The sequence below is a fragment of the Embleya sp. NBC_00896 genome (genome assembly GCF_045207785.1).
GTDB lineage: Bacteria > Actinomycetota > Actinomycetes > Streptomycetales > Streptomycetaceae > Embleya.
This window is the reverse complement of the sequence record NZ_CP108777.1, coordinates 2,301,773-2,318,571: the sequence shown is the minus strand read 5'-3', so window position 1 is coordinate 2,318,571 and position 16,799 is coordinate 2,301,773. Positions and strand designations below refer to the sequence as shown.

At 70.8% G+C, this 16,799-nt stretch carries 13 protein-coding genes; 3 read left to right on the top strand and 10 right to left on the bottom strand.

All coding sequences use genetic code 11. The features are described 5' to 3' along the window. Window positions 1-91: 91 nt before the first annotated feature. Window positions 92-937, bottom strand: coding sequence for an SAM-dependent methyltransferase (locus tag OG928_RS43680; protein WP_406291817.1), 846 nt, complete (start codon window positions 935-937; stop codon window positions 92-94). A gap of 361 nt (window positions 938-1,298) precedes the next feature. Here OG928_RS43680 and OG928_RS43675 point away from each other — a divergent pair, with 361 nt between their 5' ends. Further along, entirely contained in the window at window positions 1,299-2,861 is a 1,563-nt protein-coding gene (locus OG928_RS43675) for an NAD(P)/FAD-dependent oxidoreductase (RefSeq protein WP_331767588.1), read from the top strand. Window positions 2,862-2,953: 92 nt separating this feature from the next. Here the strand turns inward: OG928_RS43675 and OG928_RS43670 are convergent, their stop codons facing one another. The 5 genes from OG928_RS43670 to OG928_RS43650 form a co-directional block, all read right to left on the bottom strand. Beyond that, complete coding sequence (locus tag OG928_RS43670; protein ID WP_331767587.1) at window positions 2,954-3,595, bottom strand: hypothetical protein; 642 nt, start codon at window positions 3,593-3,595, stop codon at window positions 2,954-2,956. Window positions 3,596-4,037: 442 nt separating this feature from the next. Beyond that, window positions 4,038-4,883: a hypothetical protein gene (locus tag OG928_RS43665; protein ID WP_331767586.1), complete on the bottom strand. Its 846-nt coding sequence runs from the start codon at window positions 4,881-4,883 to the stop codon at window positions 4,038-4,040. 19 nt (window positions 4,884-4,902) lie between these two features. After that, window positions 4,903-5,418, bottom strand: coding sequence for a SigE family RNA polymerase sigma factor (locus OG928_RS43660; RefSeq protein ID WP_331767585.1), 516 nt, complete (start codon window positions 5,416-5,418; stop codon window positions 4,903-4,905). Between the two features lie 302 nt (window positions 5,419-5,720). Further along, the gene (locus OG928_RS43655) at window positions 5,721-6,086 is read right to left on the bottom strand and encodes a hypothetical protein (RefSeq protein ID WP_331767584.1); all 366 of its coding nucleotides are present in this window, start codon (window positions 6,084-6,086) and stop codon (window positions 5,721-5,723) included. A gap of 25 nt (window positions 6,087-6,111) precedes the next feature. Next, a complete protein-coding gene (locus OG928_RS43650) occupies window positions 6,112-6,903 on the bottom strand; it encodes a patatin-like phospholipase family protein (RefSeq protein WP_331767583.1) in 792 nt (263 codons plus the stop codon). A gap of 222 nt (window positions 6,904-7,125) precedes the next feature. On the opposite strand from OG928_RS43650, the gene OG928_RS43645 reads away from it, so the two are divergent. Next, window positions 7,126-8,619 (top strand): amidohydrolase family protein, encoded by a 1,494-nt coding sequence (locus OG928_RS43645; RefSeq protein ID WP_331767582.1) that lies wholly within the window; start codon window positions 7,126-7,128, stop codon window positions 8,617-8,619. Window positions 8,620-8,774: 155 nt separating this feature from the next. Here OG928_RS43645 and OG928_RS43640 read toward each other — a convergent pair whose 3' ends face one another. The 3 genes from OG928_RS43640 to OG928_RS43630 all read right to left on the bottom strand — a co-directional run bounded on the left by OG928_RS43640 (window position 8,775) and on the right by OG928_RS43630 (window position 12,900). After that, window positions 8,775-10,004 carry a nitric oxide synthase oxygenase gene (locus OG928_RS43640; RefSeq protein WP_406291813.1) on the bottom strand — a complete coding sequence of 410 codons (1,230 nt, stop codon included), beginning with the start codon at window positions 10,002-10,004 and terminating at the stop codon, window positions 8,775-8,777. A gap of 91 nt (window positions 10,005-10,095) precedes the next feature. Beyond that, entirely contained in the window at window positions 10,096-11,271 is a 1,176-nt protein-coding gene (locus OG928_RS43635; RefSeq protein WP_331767581.1) for a globin domain-containing protein, read from the bottom strand. Window positions 11,272-12,027: 756 nt separating this feature from the next. Beyond that, window positions 12,028-12,900, bottom strand: a complete 873-nt coding sequence (locus tag OG928_RS43630) for an oxidoreductase (protein WP_331767580.1) — start codon at window positions 12,898-12,900, stop codon at window positions 12,028-12,030. An 81-nt stretch (window positions 12,901-12,981) separates the two neighbouring features. Between OG928_RS43630 and OG928_RS43625 the strand changes: the two genes are divergently transcribed. Continuing rightward, on the top strand, window positions 12,982-13,959 hold the full coding sequence (locus OG928_RS43625; RefSeq protein WP_331768317.1) for a DUF5937 family protein: 978 nt from the start codon (window positions 12,982-12,984) through the stop codon (window positions 13,957-13,959). 130 nt (window positions 13,960-14,089) lie between these two features. On the opposite strand, the gene OG928_RS43620 is transcribed toward OG928_RS43625, so the two are convergent. Beyond that, window positions 14,090-16,795: an immune inhibitor A domain-containing protein gene (locus OG928_RS43620; protein WP_331767579.1), complete on the bottom strand. Its 2,706-nt coding sequence runs from the start codon at window positions 16,793-16,795 to the stop codon at window positions 14,090-14,092. Between the last annotated feature and the right edge of the window lie 4 nt (window positions 16,796-16,799).

Sequence of the window (16,799 nt, the reverse complement as noted above, 5' to 3'; positions counted from 1 at the left end):
GCCGTGGCGTTCCGGCTCGCCGAGGGCAATCCGGCACAGCCCTTCGGCGCGGCATCCCTCGGCCGAACCGGTGACCCGGCCAAGGGGTGGATCAAGCTCGTTTGACGGCCACACCGCCGTACATCGCGATGTCCTGGTCGCGCACGTGCGGGGCGTCCTCGTCGGGGCGCCAGTGGTGAACCAGGGTGACCCCGGGGTCGAGGAGGTCGTAACCGTCGAAGAAGGCGAGGGCCTCCGCCTTGTCCCGAACCTGGAGGGGCATGCCGCGTGCGTTGTACTCGCGGTCGACACCGCCGACACCCACCGGGTCGGTGTCACCGGTGAAGACGGTCAGCACGAGGAAGCTGCCCGGCGCCAGTTCGTCCATGATCCGCCGCACGAGTCCCTGGGGGTCGTCCTCGTCGAGGACGAAGTGCACGATCGCGATCAGGGACAGTGCCACCGGCTTCGTCAGATCCAGCACCTCGCGCAGTTGCGGGGCCTTGATGATCGAGTCGACGTCGCGCAGGTCGGCATCGACGTAGCAGGTCCGGCCCTGTGCGGTGCTCGACATCAGGGCCCGTGCGTGGGTCAGCACGATCGGGTCGTTGTCGACGTAGGCGACCCGCGTCTCGGGGGCGATCTCCTGCGCGATCTCGTGCACGTTCGGCGAGGTGGGGATGCCGGTGCCTATGTCCAGGAACTGGCGGACCCCGTACCGGTCGGTGAGGTGGCGGACCGCGCGCTGCATGAACGTGCGGGTGGTGCGCATCGAGATCGGAAGGGCCGGCCATGCCTCCACCGACGCGTTGGCGGCCACCCGGTCCGCCTCGAAGTTGGTCTTGCCGCCGATGAGGTAGTCGTAGACCCGAGCCGAGTGCGGGATATCCAAGCGCAGATCGACCACCGGCCAGTGGTCGTCCTGCGGCTCCTGTGACATCCACTCCGCGTCCGACATCCTTCGCCTCCTCATCCGTCCGCCGGAAGGAACAACACCAACTGCCGTGCAGGCAAGCCGTGATGTGCATGTTAACGGCGGGCTCCGGAGCGGTGACACACGGCTCTTCGGGTTCGGACCGCCGGAAACCGCCACCGTCGAGGGCGACCACGCCCGGAGGCCCGGCCGCGCACGTGGCCGCGCGGCGCACGGACCCCACGAGGTTGCGTGGGCGTCCCGAAGGGAATCGAGGCGCTTGGGGATGGGGCGCCCTTCCCGTCCGCCGCGATCACCGAATCGCGTATGTCGGCCGTGTTCGCGGGTGCCTACGCTGCTCTGTGTGGTTGCCGTGTAGCCCGAGATCGCTGATTTGGAGGCGGGTGTGGTGCGTGACGGTGGGAGATTCGACGTTGTCGTGGTCGGGGGCGGACACAACGGCCTGGTCGCGGCCGCGTATCTGGCGCGGGCGGGCCGGTCGGTCGTCGTGCTGGAACGGCTCGGCGAGGTCGGCGGCGCGGCAGTGTCGTGCCGGCCGTTCCCCGGGGTCGACGTGCGCCTGTCGCGATACTCGTACCTCGTCAGCCTGCTGCCTCGAAAGATCGTCGACGACCTGCGGCTGCCCCTCGTGCTGCGCCGGCGCCGCATCGGGTCGTACACCCCGCTCGGCGCCGGCGGCTTCCTCGTCGACTCCGCGGACCGGGAGCGGACCCGCGCCGAACTGACCCGCTTCGCGGGCCCTCGCGAGGCCGACGCGTGGGAGCGGTTCGGCGCGGCCACGGCGCGACTGGCCGGTCGGGTGTTTCCCACCCTCACCGAACCGCTGCGCTCCGCAGCCGAGTTCCGCCGACTGGTGGACGACGAACAGGTGTGGGACGCGCTGTTCACCCAGCCCCTGTCGGGCGTGATCGAGGCGGAGTTCGCCGACGACACGGTGCGCGGCGTGGTGGCGACGGACGCGCTGATCGGCACGTTCGCCCCGATGGACGACCCCGCGCTGCGGCAGAACCGCTGCTTCCTCTACCACGTCGTCGGCGGCGGAACCGGGGATTGGGACGTGCCGGTGGGTGGCATGGGCGCCGTCACCGCGGCCCTCGCCGACGCGGCCCGCGCGGAAGGGGCGGAGCTGCGCACCGGGGCGGCGGTCACCGCCGTGGACCCGGACGGCGAGGTGCGATACACGATCGGCGACGAGGAATATCGCGTGACGGGCGGGCAGGTGCTCGCCGCCATCGCCCCCGACACGCTGGACCGACTCCTCGGCGACACTCCCGAGGGGCCGGCGCCGGAGGGATCACAGCTCAAGGTCAACATGGTCCTCGCCCGGCTCCCGCGCCTGCGTGATCCGCTCGCGGACCCGCGCCGGGCATTCGCGGGCACCTTCCACGTCAACGAGGGATACGCGCAACTCGCGGCGGCGTACGACCGCGCCGCGACCGGGGAGATGCCGACGCTGCCGCCGGGCGAGATGTACTGCCACACGCTCACCGACCCCTCCATCCTCGGTCCGGGACCACAGGCCGCGGGCGTGCACACGCTGACGCTGTTCGGCCTGCACATGCCCGCACGCCTGTTCGCCGACGACAACGACGGCGCTCGGGCGAAGGCACTGCGCGCGATGCTCGACTCCGTCGACAGCGTGCTCGCGGAACCGATCGAGGACTGCCTGCTGCGCGACGGCGACGGCAACCCGTGCCTGGAGGTCCGCACGCCACTCGACCTGGAGCGCGAACTCGGGCTGCCCGCCGGGCACATCTTCCATCGGGACCTGTCCTGGCCGTACGCGCAGGACGCCCAGGCGCGCGGCACGTGGGGTGTCGAGACCGCCCACGAGCGGATCCTGCTGTGCGGGGCGGGTGCGCGGCGCGGCGGCGGCGTGAGCGGCATTCCCGGGCACAACGCGGCGATGGCGGTTCTACAGGGGAGTTCGACGCGGCGGGAGCAGTGAGCGGGGGCCGCGGCATCCGCGCGCACGTCGTAGGTCAGGCACGGTGCGGTCCCGGGGTGCGGGAGGAGACCGGTCGGGTCGGGCGCCGGTGGTCACGAGTCGGCGGTGGCGCAGAACTTGCGTTCCGCGTCGGCGGGGTTCGGAGGGATGGTGATGTGGGTGCGGTGCCAAGAGCCGACGAGGTTCCTCCAGAAGCGGCTCGCCGTCATCGGTGCGCGACTCGACTCGCGAAGTTCCTTCAGATCGCCGCATTCCAGGGCTCGGCGGGCGGCCGCGACCTGTTCAGCCGTCGGATCGTGCGCCTCGGCGAACGTACGGCTCGTGTTCAACGGCGCGTCGGGGTCCGCGTAGTCCGCCACGAGCCAAACGTTGCTCAGCGGTTTGGAGTGTCCCGGCTTGGTCACCGGGTAGGCGAATCGCGCACCGATCGGGTTGACGAGACCCCAGAAATCCACGATGCGTACATCGTTGGGCGCCAGTGCTCCGGCCGCTCCCAGGTAGACGCCGACGACAGCCGCCTTGCCCGGGATGTCGGCGCGCAACGGGACCTTGAGGATCGTGCCCTCGAGGGCCGGGCCGTAGTAGACCAGGGTTCGTCGACCGGCCGCGATCTCTTCGTCCAGCGCTTGCTTGATGCGCGGGTGGGTGCGTACGTAGTCGTCCGAGTCGGTGGGGTGCGACTCGCCCGTGAACACGACGTAGTAGGCGCGTTCGTCGTCGGTCTTCGCGCCCACACCGGCAGGTCGGCTGACCTGCCGACCTGCTGATCGGCTGGTGAGAAGGGAGGACTCGATGGTGCGGCGTCGGCGAATGCGTGCGTGAGCCGAGCACGGCGGCCCCGCTCGGGGCCCTGCCCTCGTGTGAGGCGGCGGGTCGGTGGCGCGCCGCAGTCCACGGGGCTCCGCGGTCCAGGTGTCCTCACGCGGCCCGGGCACGCCGATGGCCGCGGTCGTCACCGGACGGGGCTGTTCGCCCGAGCGGGTCGTTCACCCCGGGGGCTGTTCACCCGAAGGGTCGTTCACCGGAGGCGTCTCGTCCGACCGGGTCCGATCGGGTGGCGCTTGGGACGGCAGCCATGCGCGAAAGATGTGGTTCGCGTGCCACTGTGACCGGTATGCGACCGCGTGACGGTCGGGCACCCAGGTAACGAAGCGATTCGCGCGGCCACGCGTGGCGTCAGGAGTGACGCGGGGGCGCGGTCCCGACGATGTCCTCGGGCGTGGGCGCGGCCGGCGGTGCGGTGTACTTGTCCAATACCGGCTGCCATCGGGGATTCCTGAGCAGGGCGAGGGCCTCCTCGTCGGTGAGCGGCAAGGTCGCCCTGGTCGGCTTGGCCACGCTGCTCAGCGGGCCGTTGGCGTAGGACAGCGTGACCATGCTCTGTCCCGTGACGTACTGGAACTGCCGCCACGTGATGCCGGTGTCGGCATTGGTGCCCTCGTACCGACCCAGGAGCGTGCCGTCCGGGGTGACGCTGCACTGCACGCCGTCGTCCGGCCTGGCCTGCGGACGGCCCCCTTCGCCCGTCGTGCAGCCGAACCACCGTTCGCCGGTCACGCCGAAGCGCAGCTCAACCAGGCCCTGCCCGGTCTCCCAGTTCACGGAGACGTAGACGCTTCCGTCTCCGGTGTTGGTGTCGGCGGTGGTCCTGACGCCCGGGGGGAGCAACTCCTTGATGATGGCCGGGAGTTGGTTGGCGAGCGGGTTCTTGGCAACCGGTTGCGTCGGCAACCGCGGGTTGCCGTGGACGGCGTTCCATTCGATCGAGCCCGGGTTGGGCGGCATCACGGCGACGGGCCGTACCACGTCGGCCTCCCCCGGCCGCAGTGACGACGCGCCCACGATGCCCGTCGCGATCACCGCACCCGCGAGCGTGGCACCGAGCACCCGTCCGATCGTGCGCCGGCGGCCCCGGCGGCGCCCCCGTTCGGCGGCGCGATGGACGACGTCCGGCATCACCGGCGCGGGCCGCGCGTCGAGCTCGGCGCGGAGCATTTCCTTGAAGCGGTCTTCGGTCAACATGGTGGTCTCTTCTCGGGACTCAGCGCGACATCGTGAGGGAAGGGTCGGTTCCGAGCAGCTCACGCAGCCGGGCAAGGCCGCGCGGGCCCGCGTTCTTGACCGCGGACAGCGACATGTCGAGCATCTCGGCGGTGCTCTCCAGGCTCTGGTCCTCCCAGTAGCGCAGGACGAGCACGGCGCGCGTGCGGGGCGGGAGCCGCATCAGCGCCTCCCACAGCGTCAACCTCAACTCGGCGTCCTCGCCGGCACCGGCGTCCGGCCGGTCGAGTTCGCGAACGTCGAGGCCGATCACCTCACCCGAGCTACGCAACTGGCGCCGGTCGAGGTACACGTTGAGCATGATGCGCTTGGCGTACGCCTGGGGGTTGTCGGCGCGTTCGACCCGACGCCACGCCAAGTACACCTTCTCCAGCGCGATCTGCGTCAGGTCTTCGGCGCGGTGCCAGTCCCCACAAACCAGATAGGCGGTCTGCCGGAGCTGTGGTGCCACGGCTTGAGCGAACTCGGTGAAGTCACCGTGGTGTCTCCTACGCACACTGTGCCCCTTCGGTTTCGGCCTTTCGAGGATGAGACGAGTCCAGGCCGGCGGAAAGTCGCACATCCGCCACATGAATTCGCGACCTCGATCGGTGACACCCACGCGGGAGCGGATCCGGATCGACGGGGTTCCTGCCACGCGCGCCGGGTACACCGCGGCGTTTACCGAGGTGTGGCAGGCCAACCGCCGACGACACTCCCTCGGCGCCGAGTCGGGCCCGCCGGGCTCGGCGGCCTCGGCAGGCCCGGCGGAGTCAGCCGACGATCAACGGTCGACCACCGGCGCGAGTCACCAGGGCCCTAGCGCGGGAGCCGCATCGCCAGGCCGTCGAGGACGACTTCCAGGCCGTAGGCGAACTTGGTGTCGCGGATCGCGACGGGGCCGAGGGCCTCGGTGGCGACGTTGTAGGAGTCGGCGAGGTGGGCGTGGCCGGCCGCGGCTTCTCGGGCGGAGGGCATGAGGCGGGCGAAGAGGGCGGCCTCGGTCTCGCCGGAGCGGGCGACCGTGGTGAGCCAGGCCGCCTCCGTGGTGCTCACGCCGATGACGTAGGACAGGACGGTGTCGATCGCACGGCTGGGCTCGGGGAAGCCGGACCTGACCTCGTCGACAAGGCCGGTGCCCGCAAGGAGGCACCGGCCTTCCTCCGGGTACGCGGATCTCACCACCCGGCCCGCGCCCGCGTGGGCGGACTCATCGGTTGTCGGTGCCGTTCCACAGCCCACCGATGCGTTCGGCAGCCGGCGCGCCTTGCCGTAGACCCGCCTCGAAAGACGCCTCCCAGGCCGACAAGTCGTGCAGGTCGGGACCGAAAGCCGCCAAGGTTGCCTCGTCGGGGGTGATGGAGACGGCGGCACCACTGGGGAAGACATGACCCAGAGGCTCGATGACGACCACCGTGTCGGCGTCGGCCGCCAGGTCGGCGTTGGCTCCCCCGCGGAAGGCGCCGTCCATGTAGCGGTGACCGTTGATCGTGACAGGCGGATAGAGGCCGGGCACCGCGTAACTGGAGGCGACGGCCGACAGCAGCGACGCGTCCCCGTCTTGGTCCCAGACCGCGGCTTCGCCCGTTTCCGTGTCGACCGCGGTGATCAGGAGGCGCTGTTCGGGCCAGTCCCGGGCGGTGATCAGGGCGGCCGTCCGGTCGAGATGGTTCTGCTCGGGGGGCACGTCGGCGGTGAGGGCCGCCCTGCCGATTCTGCGCAGCTTCTCGCCGTGGTCCAGTGTGGGGTCGCCGAGAGTCGCGAAGACCTCGGCCGACTTGTCGGGGCCGGCAGTGCCGTTCCCGGATCCGTTGAGGGTGGCCAGGCGCGAAGGGTCCTGGCCGGTGGCAATCATGGCGCCGACGATCGCGCCGGCCGATGTACCCACGATGAGGTCGGCATCGGCCAAGTCGACGCCCGCGCGGCGAAGGCCGACGACGAGCCCGGCCAGCCATGCCGTACCGGCGACGCCGCCGGGACCGAGTACAAGTGCACGTGTCATACGGAGGATCCTGCAACCTCAACCAAAGTCGAGGTCAAGAGTGTCCGGACTCCGCAGCCGACCAACGCACCGGCGGCTCCGGGGCTGTGTCGTCGCACACGACACGACACCAGCCGCCACGCCACTCCCCGGCCCGACTCGTGCCCGCCCACGAACTCCCGCCACGGATTTCGGCCGCGCCGACAATGGCACGCGCCTGCCGGCTTCCTATCGTGTCTTCCCATGATGCGATCGGCCGTACCACCGACCCGAACCCACGATCTCGTTTTGCGCGGCGGACGGGTGCTCGACCCCGAAACGGGGCTGGACGCGACCGCCGACGTGGGCGTCACCGCCGGCACCATCACCGCCGTCTCGCCGCAACCCCTGACCGGACTGCGGACCCTCGACGTGACCGGCCTGGTCGTGGCCCCCGGCTTCATCGACATGCACAGCCACTCGCACGACGTGATCGGCCACCGGCTCCAGGCGCTCGACGGCGTCACCACCGCCCTCGACCTGGAGGCGGGCTTGTCGCCCGTCGACGAGGGCTACCGCCAAGCCGCCGCCGAGGGACGGCCGCTCAACTACGGCTTCTCCGCGTCGTGGTGCCAGGCTCGCATGACGGTCGTCGGCGGTCTCCCGCACGGCGGCGGGATCGCCGCCGGCCTGCGCAATCTCGGCAATCCCAGCTGGCAACACGAGGCCGACGCCCGACAGGTGGACGCGCTGCTGGAACTGCTCCGCCTCGACCTCGCCGCCGGCGCCCTGGGCATCGGGGTGGTGGTCGGCTACGCGCCGCTGATCAAGCCCGAGGAATACCTCGCCGTCTCCCGGCTGGCCGCGACCGCGGGGGTGGCGACGTACACGCACGCCCGGCACCTGGTCGAGCAGGTCGCCGGCACCCCCATCGACGGGGCCGAGGAGATCGCCCGCGCGGCGGCGGAGACCGGCGTCCACGCCCACTACTGCCACGTCAACAGCACCTCGCTCAGCCACACCGACCGGGTCCTGCGGCTGATGGACGGCGTCCGCGCGGAGGGCGGCCGGATCTCCACCGAGGCATACCCCTACGGCGCGGGGATGACCGCCATCGGCGCGGCCTTCCTCGCCCCCGAGCAACTCGGCGCCGCGGGTCTGACGGCCACCGACATCGTGTACGCCCCCACCGGGGAGCGCGTCACCGACGACAAGCGCCTGCGGGAGCTGCGGGCGTCGGATCCCGGCGGGCTGGCGATCGCGCACTTCCTCGACGAGAACGACCCCCACGAGCGCGGATTCATCGACCGGGCCCTGCTGCACTCGTCGACCGTCATCGGTTCCGACGCCATGCCGTTGGTCTGGACGAAGGGCCCGGCCGACCCGATGGCGTGGCCGCCGCCCCCGGAGGCGATCACCCACCCGCGCACCGCCGGCACGTACTCGAAGGTGTTGCGCCGCTACGTCCGCGAACTCGGCGCCCTCAGTCTCGTCGAGGCGGTCGGGCGCAGCAGCTTCGAGCCGGCCCGGCTCCTCCAGGACAGCGTGCCCGCGATGCGCCGCAAGGGCCGCCTCCAGGCGGGCTGCGACGCCGACCTGATCGTCTTCGACCCCGACACGGTCACCGACCAGGCCACCTACGAACACAGCACCCGCCCGTCCACCGGGTACGCCCACGTCCTGGTCGGCGGCGTCCCCGTCGTCCAGGACGGCGTCCTGTGCCTGGACGCCCTGCCCGGCAAGCCCGTTCGAACCTGAACGACGCGGCGGACCGGGCACGCGTTCACGCGCGACCCGGTCCGCCCACCGGACGTCGACGGACCGGTCGGGAGTGGCCGAGAGGCGGTGGACCAGCCGGAGTACCGCGGCCGCGGCCCGGTCGTCGCGCGCCAGGAGTCGGATTCCGGCCGGGCTCAGGGAAATTGTCCGCGCGCGCGTCGGGTGGACGCCTCGTCGAGGAGGTACGCCGGGCGCAGCGCGGCTTCGTCGTAGTCGTCGTAGTAGCGGTGGTAGACCGGGGTCAGCGCGCCGGACACCGGGGGCACGATCCAACTCCAGTCCGCGGGACATTCGCGGCCCGCGTCCGCCTCGCGGCGGACGTGGGTCAGGAACCGGGCGGATTCGGTGTGGTGGTCGGTGATCGTCGCGCCGGCTTGGTCGAAGGAGTGCAGGACGGCGCGGTTGAGCTCGATCAACGCCCGGTCGCGCCACAGCGTGCGCTCGTTGGAGGTGTCGAGGGCGAACAGTTCGGCCACGGCCGGGAGCATGTCGTAGCGGTCGGGGTCGACCAGGTTGCGGGCGCCGATCTCGGTGCCCATGTACCAGCCGTTGAACGGCGCGGCGCTGTAGGAGACGCCGCCGATCTCCAGGCGCATGTTGGAGATCGCCGGGACCGCGTGCCAGCGCAGGCCCAGTTCGGCGAAGGCCGGTTGGTCGGGGTGGGTGAGCGCCACCTCCTGGATCGCGTCCGCCGGCAGGGGGTAGGACCGGAGGATCCCGTCCTCGCCCTCGACGATCAGCGGCAGTACGTCGAACGCGGTGCCGGGACCGGACCAGCCCAGTCGCCGCGCGAGATCGGTTATGCCGGCGTTGCGTCCGTCGCCCACGACGGTGCCGTCCTGCGTCGTGTATCCCGCGTAGCGGACGAGTTGCTCGTTCCAGATGCGCACTCGCGGCCCCGCCGGGGCGTCGGGGGCGAACACCGTGATGGTGGGACGGATGCGGCCGTCGCGCCAGGTGTCGCGCAGGTGGCCGGCGCACTCGTCGGCGACCTCGTCCGGCCGGTGCACGTGGCGGCGGTCTCGTACCTGGAGGTTGTTCCAGTACAGGCGGCCGATGCAGCGCACCGAATTGCGCCACGCGACGCGGGCGCCCCAACCCAGTTCGGCCGCGGTGTGGGTGTAGGTCCCGGTGTCCTCGATCTGCTCGGAGATCTGTCGCCACCGGATGTCCGGGGCCTGCGGCGCCTTCGTCTCCCGGACGAAGCGGTCGAGGAACGAGCGGGCCTCCGCGCGATCCACCACCCCGTCGGCACGCGGGACGGGCTTCCCGCGTTCACCGGGCGCGGGCGGCGGGGAGGCGTCGTGCGGCACGGGGCACGACGGGCGCTCGGCGCGGGCATGGGCGATGCCTTGATCGGTCAACGTTCTCCTGGGAACCGGCTCGCGGGCGCGACCGTCGGTCGCGGGAGCCTGTTTCGGGTGGCTGGTGTGCGACTGCTGGGTTCGGAGCGGGTCAACCGGGCGCCCCCGCGGGGGCCCGCGTCGAGGACCCGGACCCCTCCACGGCGGCCGGGTACTCGCCGAGCACGGGGTCGTGGTGGATCTGGTCGCGGCCGAGCCCGAGGCGGCGCAGCACCCGCGCGCTGTCGAGCACCATCGCGGGCGGGCCACTGAGGTAGGCGTCGCAGTCGTAGCGGGGCCCGTACTCGCGGACCACGTCGGAGACTCCGCCGCTGATTCCGGCCAGGGTCAGGTCGTCGAGGGCGGGTCGGACCCGGAGCCAGGTCACGCGTTGCGACAGGCGCAGCAGGTCGTCGAGGCCGTAGAGACCGCTGTGCGCACTCGCGCCGTAGAAGAGGTCGACGAAGCGATCGGTGCCGTAGTAGGCGAGTTCCTCGACCATCGCCTTCAGCGGGGCGAGGCCGGTGCCACCCGCCACGCACAGGACCGGGTTGGGGGCCAGGTGGTCGACCACCATCTCGCCCATCGCCGCGCCGAGTTTGATCCGGTCGCCGATCTTGGCCTTGTGGACCAGGGCGTTGCTCACCCAGCCCGCGGGCACGGATCGGATGTGGAAGGTCAAGAGGCCGTGGTGGTCGGGCGCGTTGGCGATCGAGTAGGCCCGCCAGACACGGGGCCACCAGGGGGTTTCCATGAAGGTGTACTGGCCGGCCCGGTAGGGGAAGTGGAGTTCGGGGCGGACGGTGACCACGGCTATGTCGTCGGCGGGCTTCTCGTGTGCCACGATCTCGGCGGTCCAGTGCGGGGGGTTGGTGAGGGCGTCCTCGTCGGCCGCGCCGATCATGATGCCCGCCGCTGCCGCGTACGCGCGGACCCAGGCGTTTTGTGTGTGGTCGCTCCAGGTGTCCCCGCTGTATCGGGCCAGGGCCGCGACGAGGCATTCGCCGACGAGGTCGTAGTGCTCGGCGAGCACGTCGAACTTGCGGTGATCGCGTCCGAGTTGGGACAGGAACCCGGACAGGGCGGACGCGTTCTCCAGGTCGCCGACGATGCGGATGAGCGCGTGCAGCAGTCGGTCGCGCTGGGTGTCCATGGCGGGCGGGAACAGGTCGCGCAGGGCGGGTTCCCTCAGGAACAGCAGCGCGTAGAAGTGAGACGTGACGTCGGCCGCGCGAGGGGCGACGACGGCGAGATTTCGCTGGATGAGGTCTGCGTCATGAGGTTCCAAAATCGACCCATCGGTAGCCCTTTCGGAAGACGATCGCGTGCCGGCTGCATCGCGAGGTCGTCACGGAAAGTCGGTGGCCGGAACACGATCATGGTCTCGTCATACCGCCGTCAAGTCGAACGTCTGGTTCCGGTTGTGAAGGATGAGAAGTCTTCTATGTCGTATTCAGGGGGGTTGGCGCATGGCTCCGCAAAACCGTACTCACGCGTATGGAAGGGGCACAATGCCTGGTGAGCGGCACCTTTGCGGGTATGTGGCCGTGGGCGAGATCGATGCCTCGGCGTTGGATTCCAGCCGGCGAATCCAGGCGCGCGGCCCTCGACAATTCACGGAAGTTTCGGTTCACTTTGCCGACCCGAGGATCTCGGCCCGCATTGCCGTGCGCCGGCCGGAATATGCGGGTGCGCGTGGCGCCGACGGGCGGGGCGCGCGGCCGTAAGCCGGCGATGGGTGGGGGGTGTTCGATGCCTCGGCCCCAACGGCCCCTGTTTCAGGGCGGCGTCCGAAATCCCGGGCGAAGTGAACGACTACCGGCCGTACATGAACCGCGCGGACCAACACACCGCCGCGATCACTCTGTTCGGGTTCGACGTGCACGAGGCGAACGACGCCTGGTCCGGGCAGCCGATCGGCCCGGACACAGACGTCGTTCGCCGTCAACGGCGCGATCGACAACCTCCTGCGCCGACAGCGACCCGGCCGTCGCGCCGGCACCCGGGGAACCGCCGCCCGTCGCCGGTCGCCCGTCGCCCGCCTTCAGCCGGCGGCGAGCGCGTCGAGCGTGCGCAGCGCCCGCTCGGGCAGCTCGACGGCGGACGCCGCGATGTTCTCGTGCAGGTGCGCGACCGAGGAGGTGCCGGGAATGAGCAGGATGGTCGGGGAGCGCCGCAGCAGCCAGGCCAGCGCCACCTGGCGGGCCGTGCTGCCCAGATCGCGGGCGACCCCGTCCAGGGCGTCGACCTGGAGCGGGCGGAAGCCCCCCAACGGGTAGAACGGCACGTAGGCGATGCCCTGCTCGGCGCACCGGTCGACGAGTGCGTCGTCCGCGCGGAAGGCGACGTTGTAGTGGTTCTGTACCGCGGCCACGGGGGCGATGTCCTGGGCGGCCCGGACCTGTTCGGCGCTCACGTTGCTGACCCCCAGGTGCCGGATCAGGCCCTGCTCGCGCAGTTCGGCGAGCACGGTGAAGGGCTCGACGATGTCGGCGGCGGCCAGGGTGTGGGTCATCCGCAGGTTGACCAGGTCCAGGGCCGGCACGTCCAGGCGCTTGAGGTTGTCGTGGACGGCCTGGACCAGCTCGTCGCGGGACAGGGCGGCGGGCCAGGCGCGGTCGGGGGTGCGGCGGGCGCCGACCTTCGTGGCGATGCGCAGGTGTTGCGGGTAGGGGTGGAGTGCTTCGCGGACGAGGTCGTTGACCACGTGCGGGCCGTAGTAGTCGCTGGTGTCGATGTGGGTGATCCCCGCCTCGACGGCGGCGCGCAAAACGGCCAGGGCTCCGTCCCGATCGCGCGGTGGCCCCCAGACCTTCGGGCCCGCCAGTTGCATCGCGCCGTAGCCGATCCGGGTGAGTTCCAGATCGCCGAACTTCCAGGTGCCCGACGCGGCCGCGGTGGTCGTCTTTGAGGTCATGCCCGCATGCTCACGCACTTGTAGGCTGTCGACCATTGATTCACACATGTTTGAATCCTGGGGGTCGTTGTCGTGGCGGAGCTGGCGTTCTCGGCGAGCGATCTGGCACAGGTGCGGTTCGCGGTCTCGCCGATGTGGGAGGTCGGCACCAGCTTCCGGCTGCTGACCCGCGGCTCCGCGCATCCCGTGCATCAGCCCTGGGCCGAGCAGGTGCGGCCGCGGCTGGCGACCGCGGGGCTGGACCGGGGTTGGCTCGCCGAGCTCGTCCCGCCCTGGGGATACGTTCCCGACTTCCTCAACCCGGCGCCCGGCGGGCCGGCTCCCACGCTGACGCAGGAGCTGGCCGGGATCCTGGCCGCTCCCGCCGCCCGGGTACGCCAGGACCTCGACCGCCTGAGGCACGAGCAAGGGCGCCTGGGCCCCCGCCTGCGGACGCTGTACGCGGACCCGCCGTCCGGCCTGGTCCGGCTCGCGCAGGAGATCGAGACCTACTGGGAGCTGGCACTCGCCCCTTACTGGGCGCGGATCCGGGCAGTGCTCGACGCCGACGTCTTCCACCGGGCCCGGCAGGTCGCCGAGCACGGCACGGGCCGGCTGCTCAACGATCTGCACCCCTCGGTGAGCTGGGACGACAACGCCCTACGGCTGGCGCGCCGACAGCGGACGCTGTCCCGCGAGACCGCGGGCGCGGGGCTGCTGCTGATTCCCTCGGCCTTCACCACACCGGGCCCGCTCACCCGGGTGACCCCGCCGGAGCCACCGCAGTTGGCCTACCCGGCGCGCGGCGTCGGCGCGTTGTGGGAACCCCGGCCCGTCACCAGGACCGACGCCATCGCCGCCGTCCTCGGCCGCTCGCGGACCCTGCTGCTGACCGAACTGGAGATCCCGGCCTCCACCACCGAACTGGCCCACCGCACGGGGCTCTCCCGGGCCGGGGTCTCCCAGTACCTCACCGCGCTGCGCGACGCGGGTCTGGTCAGCGCCCACCGAACGGGCCGCTCGGTGCTCTACGCCCGCACCTCCGTCGCCGAAGCCGTCCTCGCCACCGCCCGCCCGTAGGACTCCGTCGGCCGTGGACGAACGAGCTGACGTGGGGTCGGCGCCGGCGGCGTACCGGGGCGTGTGTCGGCCCCCACGACCGCAACCGGGTCGTGGGGGCCGACGTCGCTCACATCCTGTTCGTCCGCGCCTACTTGCGCGCGGGCGCGATCCACACGACGGCACCCTTGTCACCCTGAAGCGGGGTGATCGGGAACGCGGTCACGCCGTATGCCTTGTCCCACCCGGGATTGCCGGAGCCGAGCACGGAGGAGAAGAACGGCTTGCCGTAGTTCGCGGAGTCCGGTGAGCCGTCCGGCTTGGTGACCCTGGTCGAGTACGGAGCCCGCGCCGGGACCACGGTCGAGCCGTAACGGTCCTTGGCGACGAAGCCGTTCGCGTTGGCCTCGGCGCCCGGCGCGTAGCCGAGCATGTCGGAGAAGAACCGTACCGGTTGCTGCTTGGCGAACGCGGCGCAGCGGTCGCCGGCCGGCGGTCGGCAGGCGCGGAAGGGCGACGTGTCCTTGAACCCGAACGCCGCGTTCGCCGACTGGACTCGGGGTTCCGCGTTGGCGGCCGGGTTCGACGGCGCGTCCGGGAAGCGGTAGGGGTCCGGGTGCGAGTCGACGAGGAGCAACTCCCCCTTGGCGCCCCACGACGGGGGCTTGTCGACGTTGAAGTTGACGCCGTTGTTGTCGAACTCGCTGTCCCTGAGCCACACCAGCAGGCCCGGCGCGTTGTAGGCGAGCTTCTCGCGCTTGCCGTTCTCGCCGAAGGTGTAGGTGTACTTGAGGCCCTGGTCGAAGCCGGAGGTGTTGCGCCACTCGAGCAGGTAATACTGCTCGCGGGTGAACGTACCGTCGGAACGGATCCAGCCGGCGCCCTGGGTGCCGGAGCCGACCGAGCCCCGCTGCGGGGTCCAGCCGTTGTCACCCTGCTCGACGTCGTCCGACCACACGGTGGCGGTGCCGTTGGTGAGCGAGAAGTCGTCGGCGACCCACCCCTTCTCCGTCGTCGCCGCGTCCGTGTTGACGCCGAGGCGCAGTTTGATGTTCTGCCCGGCGTACGGGGTCAGGTCCACCTGGTCGTGGCGCCAGCCGTTGCTGGTGCCGGTCAACGCGGTGGTCTTGCCGAACCCCCCGAGGTTCCCGTTGGGGTCCGGGTAGTCCGGCGGGGTCGACACGAGCGTGCCCGCCTGGTCACGGACCTGGAGTTGCAGCCACGTGGTGCCGCCGTCGGTGGACACCTCGACGAAGCCGTAGTCCCAGTCCTCCTCCAGGACGTAGTCGCTCCACCAGCGGAATTTCACGTCGGAGCCCGCGGGGACCGCGATGTCACGGACGATCTTGACGTCCGCCCAGTCCTGGTCGTTGCTCGAGTACCACGCCTTCTGGCCGCTGTGTGGCGTGCTGAACCTGATCACCTTGTCCGGGAGGTTGACCCGCACGGCCTGTTTGGTGCCCTTGGGCGTCTTGGCCGCCTGTCCGAGCGTGACCAGTCTGGGGTTGTCGCCCGAGTTGAGGACTTCGGGCGTCAGCCAGCCCAGCGTGTACTTGGACCACGCGCTCATGTGCGCGGGCATCGACTGGAACAGCGGACCCGAATGGGATCCGCTCGCCATCAGGTCCCAGAAGTTGACGTCCGACTGACCGCCGCTGAAGTTGTCGTACAGGTCGGGCAGGCCGAGGTCGTGGCCGTACTCGTGGGCGAACACGCCCACTCCGGAGTCCTCCGGCTGCACGATGTAGTTGGCGACCTTCAGTCGGGTCCCGGGGACCGTGTACCCGTTGGGCACGGAACTCGCGTGCGCCCAGATGGCGTACGTGCCCTCGGCGCCGCCGCCGGCGGACTTGTCCTTGCCCGAGTGCACGAGGACCAGGTGGTCGACCACGCCGTCCGGCTCCAGCGTGTTGCCGTCGCCGTCGGCGTCGCCGGTGTCCTCCTTGTCGTAGTCGGCCCACGGGAAGTTCGGTTGGCTGCGCGCGAGTTCGTTCACCGCGTCGATCGCGAGCCGCCCTGGACCGCGCGGATTGCTGGGGTGCCCGCCCATGTCCTGCTCGCGTTGCCCGCAGCGGCCGGCGCCGTACCACGCCTCGGAGTGCGGGGCCTTGATCCACGGGGTGGCGGTGCCGGAGACGGTGTACTTGCCGCCCGACATCTCCTCGTACATGTTCTTCATCGTGTAGCCGGAGACGTCGATGCCCGGCTTGCCGTCGGGACCGGTCAGGTCCAGGCGCATGCGTTCGGTGACGCCCTGCTTGGTGTAGAGCATCTTGTTGAAGTGCTCCGGGCTGAAGTCCTTGACCCACTGCGAGTTGTTGTCCCGCCCGGTGAGCGCCGGGTCCGGGATGGTGTTGTGCAGTGGCCCGTTCTTGATCGTGCCCGGCGGTTCGAGCACACAGGAGGGGTCGGCGACGCTCGCCCGGCGGTTGAACCCGGAGAAGTCGTCGTTGGCGTTCTCGTTGAACTCGACGAGGATCGTCAGCAGTTTGGCGTCCTGCTTCCCACCGGCCGCCAAGCTGCTCTTCTCGGCCCTGAGCTGCTCCGGGCTCTTGCCCGTGCGCTTGGCCTCGGCTTCGAGCACGCGCAGTTGCGACGCGGCGCGCGGGTTGCCCTCGCGGTCTTTGCGGCCGGTCCCGTCCTTGGCCTTGCGCGCCTTGTCCGAGCCGCTCTGCTCGGCATCGATCGCGCTGTCGTGGCCGCCCTCGGCCTCGACGGTGTTGAAGTAGTGGTCCTCGGGGCCGGGATTCCACTGGGCCCTGGTGTCGTCCACACGCGCGGTCGCCGCGGACGGCGTGGCGCCGGTCGCGGTCGACAGGCCCGCGATCGCGAGGACCGAGACCGACAGTAATGTCACCGGG